The following is a 22,666-nucleotide window of genomic DNA, read 5'->3' as shown; positions in this document are numbered from 1 at the left end:
GCATCGAAGGAGTTCTCCATGGCATCGCCCTCCGTGTCACGATCCCCCGCGGGCCGCACGCTCCGCCGCCGACCCCAGTTGTCGGACGACGTCGCCGTGCACGTCCGCAACCTGATCATGTCCGGGGGCGTTCGCCCGGGTGACTTCATCCGGCTCGACGAGACGGCGGCGGACCTCGGGGTCAGCGTCACACCCGTTCGTGAGGCGCTCCTGACCCTGCGCGGCGAGGGGCTCGTCGAACTGGTTCCCCACCGCGGATACGTGGTCGCCCCGCTCAGCCGGGACGACATCCACGACCTCTTCTGGCTGCAGGGTCAGATCGCCGAGGAACTCGCGGTCCGCGCGACGAGGTCCGTCACCCCGGAGGCCGTGGAGGAGCTGACCGCGATCAACGAGAAGCTGCGGCGGGCCGTCGAGGACGGCGAGGCCGACCGCATCGAGGATCTCGAGTTCTCGTTCCACCGCGTGATCAATCATCTCGCCGACGCGAGCAAGCTGTCGTGGTTCCTGCTCAGCGCCACCCGGTACACGCCGGTGCAGTTCTACTCGTCCGATCCGGCCTGGGGCGAGTCGGCGGTCGAGAGCCACCGCCGGCTCATCGCCGCGCTCGCCGACGGGAAGGCCGACGTGGTCGGCGCCGAGAACAAGGCCCACTTCATCGACGGCGCCCAGCGACTGGTCGCGCATCTGGACGAGGTCGGCATCTGGGATTGACCGGCGCCGGCCGATCCCCCGCGCCGGGTCAGCACGGCGCGGAGTTGCGGTCTCCGTAGGCGGGGTCCAGCGCCCGCTGAATGATGTACACAGCCCGCGGATCGGTGGTCAGCTGATCGTGTTCCGCGGTGTTGGTGTCGCAGCCGTCCTGAAGCCAGATGTTGTGCACGGTCGCCCACGGGCCGGCCGTCAGGAACGTGTTCTCCGGCGGGGTCGACACGGTGTCGCTGCGACTGGCGACCACCGTGTAGTCGATGCCCGGGTCGGTGTCGCCTGCCGCGTTCAGGAGCCGCAGGAAGGGCGAGCCCACCATCTGCTGGATGTACGACGGCCCGACCGCGACACCGGCGAGCGTCGTGACCGGCACACCCAGTGCCTGCGCGATCGCGCCGAGCGACTGGACGTCCCCGAAGCTGGTGCCGTGGTTGGTAGCGCCGAGCGTGACGAGCGAGTGCACCTTGTTCAGCGCGGGGTTCGCCCGGTCGGCGCCGCCTTCGAATCGCAGGTACTGGCGGGACACCGTGCCGCCGAGCGAATGCCCGATCATGTCGACCTGCGGAGCACCGGTGGCCGTGCGGACCAGCTCGACGAACCCGGCGAGCTGCCGAGCGGACTCCTCGATGTCGGCGCCGCCGAACATGCGCATCATGTTGCCCTTGGTCAGACCGGCGGCCTGGCCGTAGTTGAGGGCGAAGACGCAGTACCCTTCCGCGCTCAGCGCCGGAGCGAGGTCCTTCCACGTCCCCACCATGCCGGTCCAGGTGCCGTGCACCAGCACGACGGGACGAGGATGCGCCGCGGACGGCTTACAGCTCCAGTCGTTCGCTCCCGGCAGCGCGGACGGATCGACCACGGGCGCGGGTTCCGCTTCCACGGGATCCGCTGCCGCCGGTGCCGCACTGCACAGCATCACGATGCCTGCCAGCACGCACAACAGAGCCCTAGTGGCCGACGATATACGCATATTCCTCGTATCCTGAGTTTGCGGAAATAGACTTCAGGTTACGTTAGCCAACCGTCCACCAAAGTCTCAACCTGAGATCGAGACTCCGGGGGTGATGACCCACCTGGTTCGTTTTCGGCCGATCGACCACGGCCCTCCCGGCCATCCGGAAGGCTCATGGAAACGAACCACCAACGACACACGATAGTCGGGATGAGAAAGCTACTGCCGATCGAGTGAGTGGGGCGACTATGTACTTCTCCGTAGAACAGCGGAACGGCGACGATTCCGGAGAGCATTCTGACGCCTCGGCGCAGCACGCACTCGAGGGTCTGCGCGCGGAACTCGACGCCGTCGACGCGACCCTGCTCGAGACGGTCCGGCAGCGTTTGGAAGTGTGCCTGCGGATCGGCGAACTGAAGCGCCGCGAGCACATCGCCATGATGCAGCCGGGTCGGATCCACATCGTCCACGAACGGGCACGCCGGTACGCCGACAGCCATTCCCTCTCCCCGGAGTTCTTCGATTCGCTCTACGACCTCCTCATCGCCGAGACGTGCCGGCTCGAGGACCTCGTGATCAACGCGGAGGCCGGCGACGAGGGCCCTCGCCACAACGGCAACCACAACGGCAGCCACAGCCACGCCGGCAACCACCAGGTTCGCCACAGTTCCGTGCCGTCTGCGAATGTCGAGTCGTGATGAGTACCCGGACGCTGCTGGTCGACAACTACGACTCCTTCACCTACAACCTGTTCACCCTGCTGGCCGAGGTGAACGGCGAACCGCCCACGGTCGTGCACAACGATGTGGAGTGGGGTTCGATCCCCTGGTCCGACTTCGACAACATCGTCATCTCCCCCGGCCCCGGCCGGCCGGACCGGAAACGCGACTTCGGGATCAGCGCACGCATCATCAGGGAGACCGAACTCCCCGTGCTCGGCGTCTGCCTCGGCCACCAGGGGTTGTGCCAGCTGTTCGGGGGCAAGGTGGTGCTCGCGCCCGAACCGATGCACGGCCGCGTGTCCCTCGTCGACCACGACGGATCCGAACTCTTCACCGGCATTCCGTCACCGTTCCCGACGGTCCGCTACCACTCGCTGATCGTCGAGGATCTCCCCGACGACCTCGAGGCCACCGCCTGGACGGCCGACGGACTCCTGATGGGTGTGCGGCACCGCACTCGCCCGCTGTGGGGCGTCCAGTTCCACCCCGAATCGATCAGCACCGCCTTCGGCCACGAACTGCTCGCGAACTTCCGCGACCTCACGCAGACGCATTCCGGGACACCCACACACGGCTCCCTACTCAGAATCCCGATCCCCCACGCGCCGTACGTGGTCCAGCAGGTGCGCGTCGACCACGAAGTCGACCCCCGCACCACGTTCGAGGATCTGTTCGCGTCCGGTCCCAACGCGTTCTGGCTCGACGGGACGTCGGCGTCCGAACCGACCTCGCGTTTCACGATCATGGGCAACTGTTCCGGTCCTCGCGCCGAGTACATCACGTACGACGTCAGCGAGGCGATCGTCCGGATCACGCGCGAGGGATTGCCGGTCGAACAGGTGCACGCACCATTCTTCGACTACCTCGAACGGCAACTGCAGGCACGGTCCGTACCCGGGCTGCCGGGTGTGCCGTTCGGCCTCGGCTACGTGGGCTACCTCGGCTACGAGCTGAAGGCCGAAACCGGCGGAGCGGCTGCACACAAGTCGCCCACCCCGGACGCCGCACTGGTGTTCGCGGACCGCGCCGTGGTCATCGACCATTCGAACGAGCGCACCTACGCGCTGTGCCTGAGCGATCACCCGGACGATCCGGAATTGCGGCGCTGGCTCGACGAGATGGAGGCAGCGCTGCACCGGCTGGCCGAGCCGGACCAGCCGCCGACCGCGGTGCCGCCGATCCGGAAGCCGGAATCCGCCGAACTGGCTCTGCGCCACGACCACGACAAGTACCTCGACCACATCGCGTCCTCGCTCGGCGAGATCCGGACCGGCGAGTCCTACGAGGTGTGCCTCACCAACATGGCGACCGTCGACCAGTCGATCGATCCCCTGCACACGTTCGAACTGCTGCGCTCCATCAGCCCCACCCCGTACAGCGCGTACCTCCAGTTCGCCGGGCTGTCCGTTCTCAGTGCCTCCCCCGAACGGTTCCTGAGGATCGGCGCGGACCGGGTGGTGGAGTCCAAACCCATCAAGGGGACCCGTCCGCGCGGCGCCACCCCGGCCAAGGATGCGGCGCTGCGGCAGGACCTGCTCGACAGCGAGAAGGATCGCGCCGAGAACCTGATGATCGTCGATCTGACGCGGAACGATCTGGCCCGGGTGTGCGTTCCCGGCTCGGTACACGTTCCGAAGCTGTTCGATGTCGAAACGTACGCCGCCGTGCATCAACTCGTGTCGACCGTGCGCGGAACCCTCAGCGCCGACGCCTCCGTCGTCGAGTGCGTCCGTGCCGCCTTCCCCGGTGGATCGATGACGGGCGCCCCGAAGATCCGGACCATGGAGATCATCGACCGGCTCGAGGCCGGACCGCGCGGCGTGTACTCCGGTTCGATCGGCTACTTCTCCCTGACGGGGACGGCCGACCTGTCCATCGTCATCCGCACGATCGTCGCCACCGACAGCGAGGTGACGTTCGGCATCGGCGGTGCGATCACTGCGCTGTCGGACCCGGAGGAGGAGTTCGACGAGGCAATGGTCAAGGCGGCCACCATGGTGCGAGCGCTGTCGGTGACGGCAGACCGGCCGAACGAGATCGGGCAGTGAACGTCCCGGCCGCATCCACCCGGACCGTCGCGCTGATCGGCGGTTCGGGCGATGTCGGCCGGATGCTCGCCACCCGCCTCCGCTCCGGCGGAAACGCGGTGCGCACCATCGACATCCGGTTCACCGACCGGTCCGACGCCGATCAGATGAAGGGCGACGTCACCGACCCGTCGCCGGAGCTGCGGGCGGTGGTGCGGGCCGCCGATGTGGTGATCCTGGCGATACCGGAAAGCGTCGCGCTGGAGTCGATTCCGTTCGTCGTCGCCGAACTGCGCGACCACGCCCTGCTGGTCGACACGCTGTCCGTGAAGTCCCGATTCGATGCGGCCCTGAGGGAGAGCGCACTGCGGGGCGGCGCGGTGGGCATCAACCCGATGTTCGCGCCGTCCCTCGGACCGGAAGGCCGGCCCGTCGCGGCCGTGACCTACCGGGACGGCGGCGGGGTCGAGTGGTTCCTCTCGACGCTGTCCGGCTGGGGCTCCTCTGTGGTTCGCCTGGACGCCGGACACCACGACCGGCTCACGGCAGCGACCCAGGCACTGACACACGCGGGCGTCCTCGCCTTCGGTCTCGCCCTCGCGGAACTCGGTGTCGACGGCGCCGAACTCACCGCAGTGGGCACCCCTCCGCATCTCGTCTCGCTCGCACTCCTCGCGCGGGTCGGCGGCGGCGTCCCCGAGGTCTACCGGGACATCCAGGCCGGCAATCCCTACGCCGGCGACGCCCGCCGCGCGCTCGCCGCCGCGCTCGCCACTCTCACTAACACCGTCGAGCAGGGCTCGGAGGACGATTTCGCCGCGCTCATGTCCCGCGCGACCTCGCCCCTCGGCGACCGGAGCGAACCCCTCGCCCGGCTGTGCGCCGACCTGTTCACCGATCTCGTTCACCGGCAGCCGCGGAACGGAGATACGTCATGACGACCCAGAACATTCCCTCGCTCCCGGAGTACGACCCGTCCGATCCGGTGGAGAGTGCCGTCGTGACGCGGCTCGCCCGCAACTGGGGACAGCGGGCGACCGTGAAGAAGCCGGAACCGGACCTCGACGCACTGTTCGACCTCGGCAAGCAGGACTACCCGAACGAGTTGCTGCCGTTCGCCGATCACGACCGGTTCCTCCACATGGGCGAGGAGCAACGGAACCAGCTGCGAGCGTGGGCCTGGATCGCGTTCAACAAGAACGTGATGGACATCGAGCAGTACGTGGTCAACCCCGGGTTCGACCTCGTCGCGCACGACGCCCTGGACACCGGGCTCGGGGACACGTTCGCCGTGGCCGTCCACCAGGCGATGGTGGACGAGCAGTACCACACGCTCATGCATCTGAACGCGAGCGCGGTCACGCGCCGCCGGCGGGGATGGGCGATGCCCGACAATGCCCTGCCCGACGTCCTGACGTTGCGCCGCCAACGCGCAGCGACGGCCGAGGCCGCCGACCCGAGGCAGAGGGCGATCACGACGTTCGCCTTCATGACGGTGGCGGAGATCTCGATCAGCTCCTACCTCGACCTGATCTCGGAGAACGACGCCGTCCAGCCGGTCAACCGGGCGACGGTCCGGCTGCACAATCGCGACGAGTACTGTCACGCCTCGATCGCCGACGACATCGCGGGTGTCGTCTACGACACCCTGAACCCCGGCGACCGCCGGCTCTTCCTCGACGGGCTCGTCGACGCGATGACCGCATTCAGCAGCAACGACTACTCGACGTGGCACACCATTGTCGACATCCTGGGCCTCGATGGCGGTCGGGCGATGATCGACGACGCCGAACACGACACCCGCCGATCCGCGCTGGTTCAGGATTTCGGTGGCATCCACAAACTGTGCAAGCACCTCGGGGTCGCGGGCGAGATGTCCTACGAGTGGGCCTGACTCCGCACCCGCCCCTGCCGATCAGCTCGTCATGCTGGCGAACATGCCGGGCTCGTAGGTACCCGCCGGGTTGCGCACGATCACATTGATCCGGTTGGCGGCGTTGATCAGGGCAACCAGGCAGACCAGGGCGGCGATCTGGTCCTCGTCGTAGTGTTTGCACACCTGGTCCCAGGTGTCGTCGGACACGCCGTGGTGAGCGTCGGCGAGCCGGGTCCCCTCCTCGGCGAGAGCGAGCGCGGCGCGCTCCGCCTCGGTGAACACGGTGGCCTCGCGCCAGGCGGCGACGAGGTTGAGGCGAACCGGGGTCTCGCCGGCGGCCGCGGCATCCTTGGTATGCATATCGGTGCAGAAGCCGCAACCGTTGATCTGGCTGGCCCGGATTTCGACCAGCGTCCGGGTTGCCTTCGGCAGCGGCGACTGGTCGATCGCCAGGGCGGCGCCTGCGAACCGCTTGCCGAACTTCATGGCGATCTCGTTGGCGAACAGATTGAATCGGGCGTCCATGACTTCGTCCTCACTCGTGGTGGCGTGTGCTGCACTGAACGAACATGAGATGCCGGCCACCCGGTTTCTGTGACAGCCGCTCCGGTTGTCACAAATCGGCGGGTGGCGGTGTCTGGTGTGTGACACCGTCGAGAACGAACAGGAGCCACCCATGGCCGGCACGTCCCAGACCACTCCGGGCGATCACAGCGGAAGCACGGATGCCCGTTCCGATCCCGCCACCGACGCCTTCGTCACCCACCGCAATCTCCTGTTCACCGTCGCCTACGAGATGCTCGGTTCGGCCGCCGATGCGGAGGACATCCTGCAGGAGACGTGGCTGCGGTGGGCGGGCGTCGATCTGGGCACGGTGCGAAATCAGCGGGCGTACCTGGTCCGGATCACCACCCGCCAGGCCCTGGTCCGGCTGCGCACGCTCGGCAGGCGCAGGGAGTCCTACGTCGGACCCTGGCTGCCCGAGCCGTTGCTGACCGCGCCCGATGTGGCCGAGGACGTCGAGTTGGCCGACAGCGTCTCGATGGCGATGATGCTGGTACTGGAGACGCTCGCACCGACCGAGCGGGCGGTGTTCGTGCTGCGTGAGGTGTTCGATCTGGAGTACGGGGAGATCGCGGCCGCCGTCGACAAGAGCACCGACGCCGTCCGCCAGATCGCGCACCGCGCCCGGGCCCACGTCGCGGCGCGCCGACCGCGGGGCGTCGTCACTCCGGCCGAGTCCCGCGATGCGCTCGACGCGTTCAAACGGGCGCTCGAGACAGGCGACCTGCAGAGTCTGCTCGATCAGCTCGCACCGGACGTCGTCCTCCTCGGCGACGGCGGCGGAGTCAAGCAGGCCGTGCCGCGACCCATCGTCGGGGCCGACAAGGTGGGCCGCTTGCTGGCGGCCGGCCTGCCCCGGATCGGCGGCGAGGTGTCGGTCGAATCCGTGCAGATGAACGGCTCCCCCGCGCTGATCGTCCGGCTTGACGGGGAGATCGACGACGTCGTGGCGGTACGGATCGACGACGGCATGATCACCGGGCTCTACATCGTGCGCAACCCCGAGAAACTGTCGCGGGTCGAGCGGGAAACCTCGGTGAGCCGCTGAGGCCGACCGTGGTGGGAAGGCGCGGAGCCTCCCCACCACGGTCGCTCGGAGGTCAGCGCCCCGACCGCTCCTCCGCTTGCGCCACGAGCGCGGTGAGCGCCGCCACCCAGAACTCCCCGAACCGGTCCACGTCCGGCGCCGAGAGGATGCCGGGAGGGAACGACATGAACGCCGACAGCTGCAGGCCCTCAGTGGTTTCCGAGATCACCGACTGGATGTCGAGAACGGCCTGGGCGGGCATCGCGCTCTTTTCGAACCCGCCCGTGACGGGTGACTCGAAGTCGGGCAGCCAGTCGAGTCCGCGGACCGCCTCGGGAACCTCGGCGGCGCTGACGCGTCCGATGTAGTTGAACACGATCTGCGGTTCCGACCACTTCCTCATCACCGCCGGCGTGTCGGGGTTGAGGTACCGCAGCAGCCCGTACCCGATTCCCCGGTCCGGGATCGCGCTGAGCTGATCCCGCACCGCGCGCACCGCGTCCGCCGCGCCCGCGCCGCCGCTCATCGCATCCGCGATGTCGATCCCGGTCAGATCGAGACGGGCCGGGTACATAGTGGTGAACCAGCCGACGGTCCGTGACAGATCCGCACCCGGCACCGCGGACTCTTCACGTCCGTGACCCTCGAGCGTGACCACCGTCGACGACGCCTCGACTCCGCGGTCACGACGCCACGACGCCACCGCGAGCGCGAGGGCCGCCGCGAGGACGTCGCCGATCTCACCGTCGAGGGCACCCGGGGTGCCGTCGAGCAGCGCCTCGGTGACCGGTGCGGGCACGTCCACCCGTGCCCGTTCCAGCGTGCTGACCAGGTCGGCGCTCAGGTCCAGCTCACGCGAGCCGAGCAGCGGGTCCGGTCCGGTCAGCATCCGTTCCCACACCGCGAGTTCGGCCACCCGCTCCGGTGTCGCTGCCGCCTCGAGCAGACCGTCGGTCCATCGCCGCAGCGAGGTTCCGACCGGCTCGAGTGACGGCGTCGTGCCCGCGGCGATCTGGGCGCCCGCGGTCGCGAAGTCCGGCACCAGGATCCGCCACGACACGGAGTCGATGACGAGGTGGTGCGGCACGACGAGGAGCCGTCCCCGCCGATCCGCCTCGGCCGGGTCGAACCACACGAACTGGAGCATCGACCCGGTGCGCGGATCGAGGCGATCCAGCGCTGCGTCGAAGGCCGCACCCGCCACCGCGTCGAACTCCGGCGAACCGGGCTCCGCGCCGGCCGCGATCTCCACCCGCTGCACGGTGGCGTCGAGATCGACGCTGCCCGCGGGTGCGATCTCGAGTGCGTCCTCGGCACCGCCCGTGACCAGCGTCGACCGCAGCACGTCGTGCTGGTCGACCACCGCGCTGATCGTCGCGAGCACCTGCTCGCGGTCGATCCCGGCGGGCAGGGTCAGCAACAAGGGCATGACGAATCGATCGAAGTCGCCACCGCGCTCGACCATCTTGCGGGCGACCGGGGTGAGCGGCACGGTTCCGACGCCGCCACCGTCGTACTCGGCCAGTGCCGCCGCGGCGGACTCGCCCGAATCGGCCACTGCTGCCAGTTCGGCAACGGTTCGCCGCTCGAACACATCTCGCGCGGTGAAGTGGATACCGGCCGCACGCGCCCGCGCCACCAACTGGATGGACACGATGCTGTCGCCGCCGAGTTCGAAGAACGAGTCGTCGATTCCGATGCTCTCCCGGCCGAGCAGCTCCCCGAACACGGACGCGAGCGCCCGTTCGGTGTCGGTGCGCGGCGGGCGGAACTCGGCCGCCGACGCGAAGTCCGGCACCGGAAGCGCGCGCCGGTCGAGCTTGCCGCTGGTGCCCAGCGGAAGTTCGGCGAGAACCATCACGGAATCCGGGATCATGTACTCGGGCAACGATTCCGCGACGAACGCGTTCAGCGCCGCCTGGTCGATGGCGGAGTCGGGCCTCGGCACGACGTAGGCGACGAGCCGTGCCCCCACCTCGCTGTTGTGCACGATCACGGCTGCCTGCGCCACGTCCCCGTGCCGGACGAAGGCCTCCTCGACCTCGCCGAGCTCGATACGCAGTCCGCGCACCTTCACCTGGAAGTCGGTGCGGCCCACGAACTCGAGGACACCGCCCTCGTTCCACCGGACGAGGTCACCGGTGCGGTACATCCGCACACCCGGATCGCCGAACGGGTTCGCGACGAATCGTTCCGCGCTCAGCGCGGCACTGTTGACGTAGCCGCGAGCGAGTTGCGCGCCGTCGAGGTACAGCTCGCCGGGCACGCCGATCGGCGCCGGGTTCAGGTGGGCGTCGAGCACGTAGGCCCGCGTGTTCCAGGCCGGCGAACCGATCGGTGCGATCGTCGCCGTCCCCGACAACTCCACCACGTGGGCCGTCGAGTTGATGGTCACCTCGGTCGGGCCGTACAGGTTCACCAGCTCCGCCGAGCCGAGACCCGCGACCCTCTCGGCAGCCGACTGCGGCAACGGCTCACCACCCGCGAACACGAGCCGCAGCGAACCGCACCCGTCGGCGGTCACGGCGTCGAGGAACATGGTGAGCACGGACGGGACGAACTGGATCACCGTCACCGATTCCGTGTCGACCGTCGCGGCCATGTACTCGGGATCGCGATGACCGTCCGGTGAGGCGATCACGAGGGTGCCGCCGACCACCAGCGGCAGGAACAGCTCCCACACGGAGGCGTCGAACGTGAACGGCGTCTTCTGCAGCACCACGTCCTGCGCGTCGATGCCGTAGACGTCGCGCATCCACGCCAGCTGGTTGGCCAGCGCGGAGTGCGGAATCGCCACACCCTTCGGACGTCCCGTCGAACCCGACGTGTACAGCGCGTACGCCAGGTTGTGCGGGCGCAGCTCGCCGAGCCGCTCGGTGTCCTCGACCGGACCGTCGCCGTACCCGGACAGGTCGAAGTCCTCGACCAGGTACACCGGCACGTCCACGTCCAGGTTCGCGATGTCGTCGGCCGAACTCAGCACGCAGGTCGGCGTGGCGCTGTCCACCACGTACGACGTCCGGTCGGCGGGGTGCTCGGGGTCGATCGGCACGTACGCGCCGCCCGCCGCGTGGACGGCGTAGAGGCTGGTCAGCATGTCGAGTGAGCGCCGCATCGCGATACCCACCACGGTGTCCGGTCCCACACCCATCGCGATCAGGTGCCGCGCCAGGCGGTTGACCCGTGCGTCGAACTCGGCGTAGGTGAGTCGCACGTGGTCCGCCACCACGGCGGTCCTGTCGGGTGTGCGCGCAACCTGGGCACCGAACATCGACACCACGGATTCTTCCGCGACATCGCGGCTGGAATCGTTCCATCCGGACAGCACGAGGTCGCGCTCGTCCGGCGCGAGCAGGTCCAGATCGCCCACCAGAGTGGAGCTTCCGGCCGCGATGGTCTGCAGGATCCGGTTCAGCCGGGACCCGAGACGTTCGACGGTCTCGGCGCCGAACACGTCCGGAAGGTACTTCAGGACCAACTGCAGTTCGCTGTCCGACTGCGCCAGCAGGCTCAGCGGGTAGTGCGAGGCGTCGCTGATCTGCACGCCGGCGACCCGGAGGCCGTCGATGTCGCTGTCCTCGGTGAGCCCGGCCCGGTCCACGGGGTACGACTCGAACACCGTCAACGTGTCGAACAGCCCGCCGATTCCTGCGATCTGCTGGATCTCGGGGAGACCGATGTGGTGGTGGTCGAACAGAGCGGACTGTTCCGCCTGCAGTCGTTCGAGCAACCCGAGGATCGACTCGCGGGGGTCGACACGCACCCGGATCGGGATGGTGTTGATGAACAGACCCACCATCGACTCGATGCCCGCGACCTCCGGGGGGCGACCCGACACGGTGGCGCCGAAGACGACGTCGTCGGACGCGGTCATCCGGGCCAGCAGCAGACCCCACGCCGCCTGGACGATGGTGTTCATCGTCAGGCCGCGATCCCGCGCGATGCGCGCCAGGTTCTCGCTCACCACCTCGCCGAGATGCAGTGCGAACTCGGCGGGCTCGGGTCGGCCCTCGCCGCCCGGGGCCGGGGCCAGGACGGTCGGCCCGTCCAGCCCGGCCAGAGCGTGCGCCCAGGCGCTGCGCGAGGCGTTGGCGTCGCGTTCGGACAGCCACGTGAGGAAGTCACGGTATCCACGGACACGCGGCAGCACCGAGCCGTCCCCGCGGGTCGCGTACAGCACCAGCAGATCCTTCATCAGCAGCGGCATCGACCATCCGTCGAGCAGGATGTGGTGGTTGCTGATGGAGAACCGGTAGCTGCTCTCCCCCGTGCGGATCAGCAGGAACCGCATGAGAGGCGGACGCCCCATGTCGAACCGCGCCGAACGGTGTTCGCTCAGAACGGAACTGATCCGCTCCTCGCGGTCGGCCTCGGACAGCGCCGACAGGTCGAGCTCTTCCCACGGCAGTTCGACGCGATCGACGACCACCTGGACCGCGGTCCCCGAATCGTCGGGGACGAACGCGGTGCGCAGGTTCGCGTGCCGGGCGATCAACGCCTCCGCCGCGCCGCGGAGGCGGCCGGTGTCGACGACGCCCCGGAAGTCGAGCACCACCTGAGCGGTGTAGACGTCCACCGCGTCCTCGGCGAGAACGGAATGGAAGAACATTCCGGACTGCAGCGGAGCGAGCGGCCACACGTCGGTGGCGGCGGGGTAACGCCGTTCGAGCGTCTCGAGGTCGTCCTGCGTCACGGTCACGAGGGGGACGTCGGACGGCGTGAGACCGCCGCTGTCCGGCCCGGACGCGTGCTCGGCGAGCGCGGTCGCCGCGGCGTGCCACAGCTCCGCGAACTCCCACACGTCCGCCTCGTCGAGAATCTCGGTGGCGAACGCGATCTTGGCCTCGATCTGGGGGCCGGAGGCCGTCTCGGACGTCACCGCGTTGATGCTGAGCACCGCAGGCGCCACCATCTCGTCGTCCATGGCGCCGCCGAACTCACCCGAGTCGCTGTCCGGAATCCAGCCGAGGTCCCGGATCTCGGCGGGCAGATCCACCGAACCCGCCCGGCCGAGGTAGTTGAACCCGATCTGCGGAGTCGGCAGCGACGCCAGAGCCGGAGCCGTCTCGTCGTTGAGGTAGCGCAGCAGGCCGTAGCCGATGCCCTTGTCGGGCACGGCCAGCAACTGTTCCTTGACTGCCTTCAACGCAGAGCCTGCCGAGGCGCCGCCGTCGAACGCGTCGGCGAGATCGGCCCGCGAGACGTCCAGTCGCACCGGGTACAGGCTCGTGAACCAGCCCACCGTGCGGGCGAGGTCGGCACCGGGAACGGTCGACTCTTCCCGGCCGTGTCCCTCCAGGTTGATCAGCACCGAACGATCCGTCGTCCCGCCGCGGAGTTCGCGCCAGCGCGACACCGCGAGAGCGAGCGCCGCGAGCAGGCCGTCGTTGACGCCGCCGTTCACGGACTGCGGGATCGTGGTCAGCAGCGCCTGCGTCACCTGCGTCGAGAACGTCATGCTCAGTCGGTCGGTGCGGGCGATCACGTCGCGTTCCGGATCGAACGCGCGCCGTCCGATCAGCGGATCTGTTCCCGCGAGCATCCCGCGCCAGAAGTCGAGTTCCGCCACGCGGTGCGGGGACTTCGCCTCCTCCGCGAGTCCGTGCGCCCACGCCCGGACGGAGGATCCGACCGGTTCGAGCTGCGCAGGCGCTCCCGCCATGATCTGCGAACCCGCGGTCGCGAAGTCCGGCAACAGCACTCGCCAGGACACCCCGTCGACGACGAGGTGGTGCGCGAGCACGAGCAGGCGCCCGCTCTGGCCCGGCAACGACTCCGCGGGAGCGAACCACACGAACTGCGTCATCCGGCCCGCCGCCGGATCGAGCCGGTCCGCGGCACGATCGAGAGCCGCACGGGCCAGCCGCTCGAACTCGTCGGTGCCCGGCTTGTCGGTGAACTCGATCTGCTCGATCAGCTCGTCCGCGTCGAACGCGCGTCGAACGGACAGCGATTCGAACGACCAGTCGTCCCCGACCCGTGTGAGCCGGGAGCGGAGGATATCGTGGCGCGCCAGGATCGCGTCCACCGTGTCCGCCAGCTGATCTCGCGTGACGGCGGGCGGAGTGGTCAGCAGAACGGCCTGCGAGAACTTCTCGAAGGTCCCGGCCGTCTCCACCAGCCAGTGCGCGATCGGGGTGAGCGGCATCGTTCCGACGCCGCCGCCCGGCAACTCCTCGAGCTTCACCGAGTCGACCTCGGTGGCCCAGGCGGCCACGTCGGCCAGCGCCGCCACGGTCTTGCGTTCGAAGACGTCTCGCGCGGTGAACAGCACTCCGGCGTTCTTCGCCCGGGTCGTCAGCTGGATGGACACGATGCTGTCGCCGCCCAGAGCGAAGAACGAGTCGTCGACGCCCACCCGGTCGACGCCGAGAACCTGCGCGAAGACGTCGGCGATGGCCTTCTCCATCGGCGTCGACGGCGCGGTGTACTCACTGGCGACGGACACGAACTGCGGCTCGGGTAGCGCCTTGCGGTCGAGCTTGCCCGCGGGTGTCAGCGGAACCGAGTCGATGGCCATGATCGACGACGGCACCATGTACCCGGGCAGGGTCTCGGAGACGAATGCCGACAGCTCGGCGACGTCGATCGACGCGCCCGCTGCGGGCATCACGTACGACACGAGCACGGTCTGCCCGGTCTGCTCACGGTGATGGCCGAGTGTGACCGCGAAGTCGACGCTCGGGTGCCTGCCGAGTTCGGCGTCGATCTCACCGAGTTCGATGCGGAATCCGCGGACCTTCACCTGGAAGTCGGAACGGCCGACGTAGTCGAGGACGAGGTCGCCCGTCTCGTCGTCGTGCACCCAGCGGACGACGTCGCCGGTGCGGTAGAGCCGCTCACCGGGACCGCCGAACGGGTTGGCGACGAACCGCTCCGCCGTCAGGGCGAACCGGTTGTGGTAGCCGCGGGCCACGCTCGGACCCGCGACGTACAGCTCACCCGCGACACCCACCGGGACAGGCGTGAGCCGGGAGTCGAGAACGACCACGTCGACGCCCCGGGTGGGACCGCCGATGGTGACGGGCCGATCCGCCCGCATCGGGTTGCTCGACGTGCTCCAGATCGTCGCCTCGGACGGGCCGTACAGGTTGAACATGCGCCGGCCCGGTGCCCACTTCTGCATGAGCTCCGGCGGGCAGGCCTCGCCGGCCACCGACAGCACCTCGACGCGTTCCAACCCGGCTGGGTCCACCGTGGTGAGCGCGGCGGGTGTGATGAACGCGTGCGTGACCTTCTGCTTCTTCAGCAACCGCGCCAGTTCGTCGCCGCCGTAGACGACACCGGACGCGATGACCATCGTCGACGCGGCGGCCACGGCATGCAGCAACTCGAAGACCGATGCATCGAAGCTGGGCGAGGCGAAGTGCAGCACCCGCGACTGCGGGGTGAGCCGGAGGCGCTCGACCTGCTCGGTCGTGACGTTCGCCAGGCCCGTGTGGGTGACGACGACGCCCTTGGGCAGACCCGTCGATCCCGACGTGTAGATCACGTACGCCGCGTCGTCGACCCGGGTCGGACGGATGCGATCCGCGTCGGTGACGGCGTCGTTCGACACGGACGCGCACGCGTCGTCCATCTCGTCGCCACCGAGCACGAGCCAGCGCACGGTGTCCGGGAGTTCGCCGACGTGGGCGCCGGTGGTAAGACCGATTTCCACGCGGGAGTCCGTGACCATGTGCATGATCCGGTCGAACGGGTAGCTCGGATCGACCGGGACGAACGCCGCCCCGGTCTTCGCGACCGCCCAGATGGACAGGATCGATTCGACGGAGCGGGTCAGCGCGAGCGCCACGAAGTCGTCGGCCCCGATACCCCTGCCGATGAGAACGCGGGCGAGACGGTTCGAGCGCTCGTCGAGTTCGCGGTAGGTGACCTGCTCGTCGCCGCACACCACTGCGACGGCGTCCGGGTTCACCGCCGCAGCAGCGCCGAGGATGCGGGGCAGCATCTCCGGGGCGGCGGTGTCCGCGCCGCGCACCGGTGCGAGCACGGCGTGCTCGTTCTCGCTGAGGACGTCGATGTCGCCGATCAGCACGGACGCGTCGGTGGTGATCGCCTCGAGGATGCGCTGGAATCGGAACGCGAACGACGCGATGGTGCGCTCGTCGAACAGATCCGTCGCGTAGGTGAACACGCCGCGCATCGGTGCGTCCCCGTCCACGCCTGCCGCGTCGGCGAGCGTGAGCTGCAGATCGAACTTCGCGGCGTTGATGCCGCCGTCGAGCCCCTCGACCGTCAGTCCCGGCAGTTCGAGGTGCGCCTGCTCGATGTTCTGGAACGCGAGAGCCACCTGGAACAGCGGCGAGAACGCGGTCGAGCGTTCCGGTTGCAGGATCTCGACGAGCCGCTCGAACGGCACGTCGGTGTGGGTGAACGCGCCGAGGTCGTGCTGACGCACCTGTGCGAGGAGGTCGGCGAACGTGGATTCGACGTCGACGTGCGCGCGCAACACCAGCGTGTTGACGAACATGCCGACCAGGTCGTCGAGTGCGGCCTCGCCGCGGCCCTCGATCGCGGTGCCCACCGCGATGTCGTCCGTGGCGCTCAGCCGCGCGAGCAGCACCGACAGCGCCGCGTGCGCAACCATGAACAGCGACGCGTTGTGTTCGCGGGCCAGCGCCCCGAGCCGGTCGCGGAGTTCCGCGTCGATCTCGAAGTCGAAATTGGCGCCGCGCATCGACTGTGCGGGCGGTCGCGGCCGGTCCGTCGGCAACGGCAGCACGTCCGGCAGACCGCTCAGCGTGGTCCGCCAGTAGTCGATCTGCTTGGTGGCCAGCGAATCCGGGGCGTTCTCGTCACCGAGCAGCTCGTGCTGCCACAGCGAGAAGTCCGCGTACTGGACGTCGAGCGGAGCCCAGGCGGGTTCCGAGCCTGCGGCGCGGGCGCTGTAGGCGATCACCACGTCGCGTGCCAGCGGCGCCGTCGAGGCACCGTCGGACGAGATGTGGTGGACGACAATGACCAGCACGTGCTGTTCGGCGTCGATGCGCAGGAGGCGGGCGCGGACCGGAACGGCCTGCGCGACGTCGAATCCGGCGGTGACGAGGGAGATCACGCGTTCGCGCAGCGCAGACTCGTCGGCCACGTCCTCGACGTCCAGTGCACGGACGCTCCGGGCAGGCAGCACGACCTGGCCCGGTCCGTCACCGGTGTCCGGGTAGGTCGTGCGCAGCGTCTCGTGCCGCTCGACGACGTCGCCGAGCGCCTGCCCCAGCGCGGCGACGTCGAGACGACCGGTCAGCCGGATCGCCAGCGGGATGTTGTAGGCCGCCGACGCGGTGTCGAACTGGTTGATGAACCACATGCGGGACTGCGCCGGGGACAGCGGAATCCGGGTGGGACGCGGCTGCGGCACGAGTGCCGGCCGGTTCGCGCCCGCCGAATCGGACTGCTCGGCGCGGGCCGACAACGCGATCACCGTCGGCGCCTCGAACAGCTCGCGCACCCCGATCGACGTGTCGAGGGCCGCGTTGATCCGGGCGACCACGCGGGTCGCGACGAGGGAGTTGCCGCCGAGGTCGAAGAAGCTCGTGTCGGCGCTGACCCGCTCGTGACCGAGGACGTCCGCGAAGACACCCGCCACGATCTCCTCCACCGGGGTCCGAGGAGCACGGTAATGGTCCGCGGCGCCGCCGAACTCGGGCTCGGGAAGCGCCTTGCGATCGAGCTTGCCGTTGATGTTCAACGGCAACTCGTCGAGCGCGATCAGCGCGGACGGCACCATGTAGCCGGGTACCGACTTACCCGCGAACGCGAGGACGTCGGCATCGTCGACGGAATCGCCCGGTTCCGGCACGACATAACCGACGAGCCGGTCGCCGGTGTGCCGGTCGTGGTGCACCACGACGACGGCCTGCGCCACCGCCGGGTGCGCCACGAGGGCACGCTCGATCTCGCCGAGTTCGATGCGGAAACCGCGGACCTTGACCTGGAAGTCGCTGCGGCCGACGTAGTCGAGGTCGCCGTCGCGGTTCCACCGCACCAGGTCGCCGGTGCGGTACATCCGGGCCCCGGCCACACCGAACGGGCTGGCGACGAAACGTTCCGCGGTGAGGTCGTGGCGCCCGAAGTACCCACGCGCCAACTGCTCGCCCGCGAGATAGAGCTCACCTGTGACGCCGGCGGGAACGGGGTGCAGACGCGAATCGAGAACGTAGGTCTGCGTGTTCCATTCGGGCCTGCCGATCGGGACCGAACCGTCGCGTTCGTCGCGGCACCGGTAGTGGGTGACGCTGACGGCGGCCTCGGTGGGGCCGTACAGGTTGAAGATCTCGGCGTCGCAGATGTCGCGGAATCGGAGCACCGTGTCGGCGGGCAGGGCCTCACCGATGCACAGCACCCGCCGCAACGACACCAGCTGGGCCGGCTCCGCCACCGCGACGAACGCGGACAGCAGCGAGGGCACGAAGTGCACCGTCGAGACCTGCTGCTCCGCAACGAGTCCGGCGAGGTACGACGGGTCGCGGTGGCCGTCCGGGGTGGCGACGACGAGCCGCGCACCCGCGGTCAGCGCCCACCAGAACTCCCACACCGACAGGTCGAACGTGGCCGCCGTCTTGAGCAGCACCGAGTCGTCGGCGGTGAGCGGGTATTCCGCCTGCTTCCAGCGCAACTGGTTCGCGATCGCACCGTGCGCGATCGCCACGCCCTTCGGCCGTCCGGTCGAGCCGGACGTGTAGATCACATACGCGGCGTTCTGCGGCCGCAGCGGTGCGATCCGCTCCGAGTCGGCCAGCGGAGCCGGGTCGATTCCGCCGAGATCCAGTTCGTCGAGGAAGAGGTAGTCGACGTCACCGGGCAGTCCCCCGGCCACGTCGCGGGTCGTGAGGACGCAGACGGGTTGCGCGCTCTCCAGCACGTACGCGGTGCGCTCGGCCGGATGGTCCGGGTCGATCGGCAGGTACGCGCCGCCTGCCGCGGTGATCGCGTACATGCCGACGAGCAGTTCCACCGAACGCGGAATGGCCAGGCCGACCACGGTTTCGGGGCCGACACCGCGGCCTACGAGATGCCGGGCCAACTGGTTCACCCGCGCCGAGAACTCGGCGTACGTGAGCGATTCGCCGTCGGACACGAGCGCGGTGACGTCCGGGTTCTCCGCGGCGGCAGCCGCGAACATGTCCGCCAGCGTCGTCTCCGGCAGTGGCTGCGCGGTGTCGTTCCATCCGGACACCACGAGTGCGCGCTCGTCGCTGCCGGCAAGCGGCAGGTCGCCGACCGCGGTCCGCGGCGAATCGACCGCGGCGGCCAGCACACGGCGGAACATGTCCGCGAAACGCTGGACGGTGGCGGCGTCGAACAGGTCGGTGGCGAACGTGAACACACCCGACATCTGCTCACCCTCGGGGCTGTCCCCCAGGATCAGATGCAGGTCGAACTGCGCCGTGTCGCCCTCGACGTCGAGCGGGGTGACGGTGAGGTCGGGCAGTTCCAGCTCGGCCTTCGTCGTGTTCTGGAACGAGTAGCCCACCTGGAAGATCGGGTGATGGGCCATCGAGCGTGCCGGGTTCAGGACCTCGACGAGGCGCTCGAACGGGACGTCGGCGTGCGAGAACGCCTCGAGGTCGGCCTCGCGGGCACGATCGAGGATCTCGTCGAACGTCTGCCGCCCGTCGACCTGCACGCGCAGTGCGAGCGTGTTGACGAACATGCCGACCACGTCGTCGAGTTCGCGTTCGCCGCGGCCCGCGATCGGGGTGCCCACCGCGATGTCCTCGGTGCCGGACAGCCGGCTGAGCAGCACCGCGAACGCGGCGTGCACGGCCATGAACACGCTGGCGTTGTGCCTGCGGGCCAATGCGGCCAGACCGCGGTGCACCTCGGCGTCGACGGTGAAATCGATCCGCGACCCACGCAGTGACTGCACGGGCGGGCGCGGCCGGTCCACCGGCAGCTCCAGGAGGTCGGGCACACCTGCGAGGGTCTTCGTCCAGAAGCCCAGCTGGGCGGCGATCAGGCTGTCCGGGTCGTCCTCGCTACCGAGAAGTTCCCGCTGCCAGATCGCGTAGTCCGCGTACTGCACCGGAAGCGGAGCGAAGCCGGGTTCACGGCCCGCCGCCCGGGACGCGTACGCCACCATGACGTCGCGCACGAAGGGCGCGGTGGATTCGCCGTCGGTCGACACGTGGTGCACGACGAGAGCCAGCACGTAGTCCTGCGGGCCGACCTCGAACAGTCGCACCCGCATCGGCGGGATGTCGGCGGTCACGTCGAATCCGGTGGCCACCATCTCCGTCAACTGCTTGCGCAGTTCGGCCTCGGTGACCGGAACGGGTGCGACGTCGATCGGCACCTGTGCGGTGGGGAGGACGACCTGGTGCGGGCCGTCGGCCGAATCCGGGTAGATCGTGCGCAGCGACTCGTGCCGCCCCAGCACGTCGAACACCGCGGACTGCAACGCGTCGACATCCAGCGCGCCGGTCAACCGGACCGCCAGCGGAATGTTGTAGGCGGGCGAGTCCGGGTCGAACCGGTTGATGAACCACATCCGGGACTGCGCCAGCGACAACGGGACGAAGGCAGACCTCTCCCGCGGAGCGAGGGCGGGCCGCGGCCGGACGTTCTCGTCCGGGGTGGCGATGCGGGCGGCAAGGCCCGCGACCGTCGGAGCCTCGAACAGTTCCCGCACACCGATGCGAAGGCCGAAGACCTGCCCGGCCCGCGACACGACCCGGGTGGCGCTCAGCGAGTTTCCGCCGAGGTCGAAGAAGCTGTCGTCGACGCTGACCTGCTCGAGTCCGAGCACGTCCGCGAAGATTCCTGCGACCGTCTCTTCGGCGGGTGTCGCCGGGGCACGGAACTCCGCGCCCGCGGACACGAACTCGGGCTCGGGCAGGCGCGCCCGGTCCAGCTTGCCGATGCCGGTCAGCGGGATCTCGTCGAGGACGATCACGACGGACGGCACCATGTACGGCGGGAGCGTCTCGCCGACAACCGACTTCAGCGATTCCGGTTCGACCGTCGCGCCGTCGGCGGGCAGGACGTACGACACGAGGGTCGTCAGTCCGGCGGGATTCTCGCGACCCACGGTCACCGCGAACTCGATGTCGGGCTGCGCGGTCAGGGCGGCGTCGATCTCACCGAGTTCGACGCGGAACCCGCGGACCTTCACCTGGAAGTCGGACCGGCCGACGTATTCCACCCGGTGTCCGTCCGCCCAGCGCACGACGTCGCCGGTGCGGTACATGCGGGCGCCGGGCTCGCCGAACGGGTTGGCCACGAACCGTTCCGCCGTGACGGACGGACGGTTGTGGTAGCCGCGGGTCACCGAGGGACCGCAGATGTACAGCTCCCCGGGCACTCCCTCAGGCACCGGCCGCAACCGCGAATCGAGGATGAGGGATTCGACGCCCCGCAGCGGCGAACCGATCGTGACGCGTTCACCGGCCACCATCGGTTCGGTGATGGTGACGATCACCGTGGTCTCGGTGGGACCGTACGCGTTGCGCATCTCACGGCCGGGAGCCCACCGGGCCACGAGTTCCGGCGTGCAGGTGTCGCCGCCGACCACGACGGACGTGACGGAGTCGAGGCCGTCGGGGTCGACGGTCATCAGCGCGGTCGGCGTCATGACCACGTTGTTGACCTGCTCGCGGCGGATCAGGTCGGCGAGTTCGTCGCCGCCGTAGACGTCCGCGGGCGAGATCACCAGGGTGGCGCCCGCGCTGAATGCGGCGAGCATCTCCCCGACCGACGTGTCGAAACTCGGGGATGCCACGTGCAGGAACCGGGAATCCGGCGACACGACGTAGTGCTCGCGCACCTCGCGGGTGAGGTTGGCCAGACCGCGGTGCGTGACCACCACGCCCTTCGGCTTGCCCGTCGAACCCGAGGTGTAGATGAGGTACGCGGGGTGATCGACCGTGAGCGCGCGGCGCAGATCGGCCACCGCCACCGCGACCGCACTGCGAGCAGCGATCTGCTCGGCGGCTTCCGGCTCGTCGAGGACGATCCACTCCGCCGTGCCGGGAAGATCGGCGTGATGGCGGGCGACCGTCAGTCCGAGGACCGCTCCCGAATCGGACAGCATCTCGCCGATCCGCTCGAACGGAAGCTTCGGGTCGACGGGCAGGTACGCGCCGCCGGCCTTGGCGATCGACCAGATCCCGAGGATGGATTCGACGGACCGCGTGATCGCCAGCGCGACATAGTTCTCCGGCCCCACGCCCCGATCGATCAGGACGCGCGCCAGCCGGTTCGACTGCTCGTCGAGTTCGCGGTACGTCAGCTTCCGGCCCTGGAAAGACACCGCGACCGAGTCCGGGGAGATCTCGACGCCCGAACGCAGCAGTTCCGGCAGCGTGCTCGGCTCCACCGACTTCGGTCCACGGACCGGGGCGATCGCGGCCTTCTCCGCGGCGTCGAGGATCTCGATGTCGCCGAGGACCACGTCGCGGTCGGACGACACGGCACCGAGGATCCGGACGAACCGGTCCGCGAAGCCGACGACGGTCTGCTCGTCGAAGATGTCGGTCGAGTAGTTGAACGTCGCGGCGATCCCCGCGGCGGCCCCGTCGGCGTAGCGCTCCCCGACACTGAGCTGGAGGTCGAACTTGGCGACCTCGAGCGGGGCGTCGAGCGCGGAGATCTCGAGACCCGGGAACTCCATCCGGACCGACTCGTTGTTGTCGAACGACAACGCCACCTGGAACAGCGGCTGGTGCGCCGTCGACCGCGGGACGTCGAGGACCTCGACGAGGCGCTCGAACGGAACGTCGCTGTGGCTGAACGCATTCAGATCGGTGGCGCGCACCTGTGCCAGCAGGTCGGCGAAGGTGTCGTCGGGAC

9 protein-coding genes (1 of these 9 cut by a window edge) are annotated in these 22,666 nt (G+C 69.1%); 6 read left to right on the top strand and 3 right to left on the bottom strand.

From position 1 onward, the window contains the following. The first annotated feature begins 18 nt into the window (after positions 1 to 18). Entirely contained in the window at positions 19 to 714 is a 696-nt protein-coding gene (locus ROP_RS30615) for a GntR family transcriptional regulator (protein ID WP_015889898.1), read from the top strand. A gap of 28 nt (positions 715 to 742) precedes the next feature. Here the strand turns inward: ROP_RS30615 and ROP_RS30610 are convergent, their stop codons facing one another. After that, the gene (locus tag ROP_RS30610; RefSeq protein WP_015889897.1) at positions 743 to 1,678 is read right to left on the bottom strand and encodes an esterase/lipase family protein; all 936 of its coding nucleotides are present in this window, start codon (positions 1,676 to 1,678) and stop codon (positions 743 to 745) included. 230 nt (positions 1,679 to 1,908) lie between these two features. Between ROP_RS30610 and ROP_RS30605 the strand changes: the two genes are divergently transcribed. The 4 genes from ROP_RS30605 to ROP_RS30590 are packed head-to-tail and all read left to right on the top strand — an operon-like array spanning position 1,909 to position 6,303. Beyond that, entirely contained in the window at positions 1,909 to 2,358 is a 450-nt protein-coding gene (locus ROP_RS30605) for a chorismate mutase family protein (protein WP_015889896.1), read from the top strand. Continuing rightward, positions 2,358 to 4,430 carry an aminodeoxychorismate synthase component I gene (gene pabB / locus ROP_RS30600; protein WP_015889895.1) on the top strand — a complete coding sequence of 691 codons (2,073 nt, stop codon included), beginning with the start codon at positions 2,358 to 2,360 and terminating at the stop codon, positions 4,428 to 4,430. The genes ROP_RS30605 and pabB overlap by 1 nt, the downstream gene beginning before the upstream one ends. Further along, positions 4,427 to 5,347 carry a prephenate dehydrogenase/arogenate dehydrogenase family protein gene (locus tag ROP_RS30595; RefSeq protein WP_015889894.1) on the top strand — a complete coding sequence of 307 codons (921 nt, stop codon included), beginning with the start codon at positions 4,427 to 4,429 and terminating at the stop codon, positions 5,345 to 5,347. Before pabB ends, ROP_RS30595 begins: the two co-directional genes overlap by 4 nt. Continuing rightward, on the top strand, positions 5,344 to 6,303 hold the full coding sequence (locus ROP_RS30590) for an AurF N-oxygenase family protein (protein ID WP_015889893.1): 960 nt from the start codon (positions 5,344 to 5,346) through the stop codon (positions 6,301 to 6,303). The genes ROP_RS30595 and ROP_RS30590 overlap by 4 nt, the downstream gene beginning before the upstream one ends. 21 nt (positions 6,304 to 6,324) lie before the next feature. On the opposite strand, the gene ROP_RS30585 is transcribed toward ROP_RS30590, so the two are convergent. Further along, positions 6,325 to 6,810 (bottom strand): carboxymuconolactone decarboxylase family protein, encoded by a 486-nt coding sequence (locus tag ROP_RS30585; RefSeq protein WP_015889892.1) that lies wholly within the window; start codon positions 6,808 to 6,810, stop codon positions 6,325 to 6,327. A gap of 151 nt (positions 6,811 to 6,961) precedes the next feature. Between ROP_RS30585 and ROP_RS30580 the strand changes: the two genes are divergently transcribed. Then, entirely contained in the window at positions 6,962 to 7,897 is a 936-nt protein-coding gene (locus tag ROP_RS30580; RefSeq protein ID WP_015889891.1) for an RNA polymerase sigma-70 factor, read from the top strand. A 52-nt stretch (positions 7,898 to 7,949) separates the two neighbouring features. Here the strand turns inward: ROP_RS30580 and ROP_RS30575 are convergent, their stop codons facing one another. Continuing rightward, on the bottom strand, positions 7,950 to 22,666 hold the 3' portion of the coding sequence (locus tag ROP_RS30575; protein WP_015889890.1) for a non-ribosomal peptide synthase/polyketide synthase. 19,027 nt of this gene lie beyond the right edge of the window; 14,717 of the gene's 33,744 nt are visible here — the last part of the coding sequence; the start codon falls outside the window, past its right edge; its stop codon occupies positions 7,950 to 7,952.

This window comes from Rhodococcus opacus B4 (assembly GCF_000010805.1).
Lineage (GTDB): Bacteria > Actinomycetota > Actinomycetes > Mycobacteriales > Mycobacteriaceae > Rhodococcus_F > Rhodococcus_F opacus_C.
The sequence above is the reverse complement of the archived record's forward strand: the minus strand, read 5'-3'. Positions and strand labels throughout refer to the sequence as shown.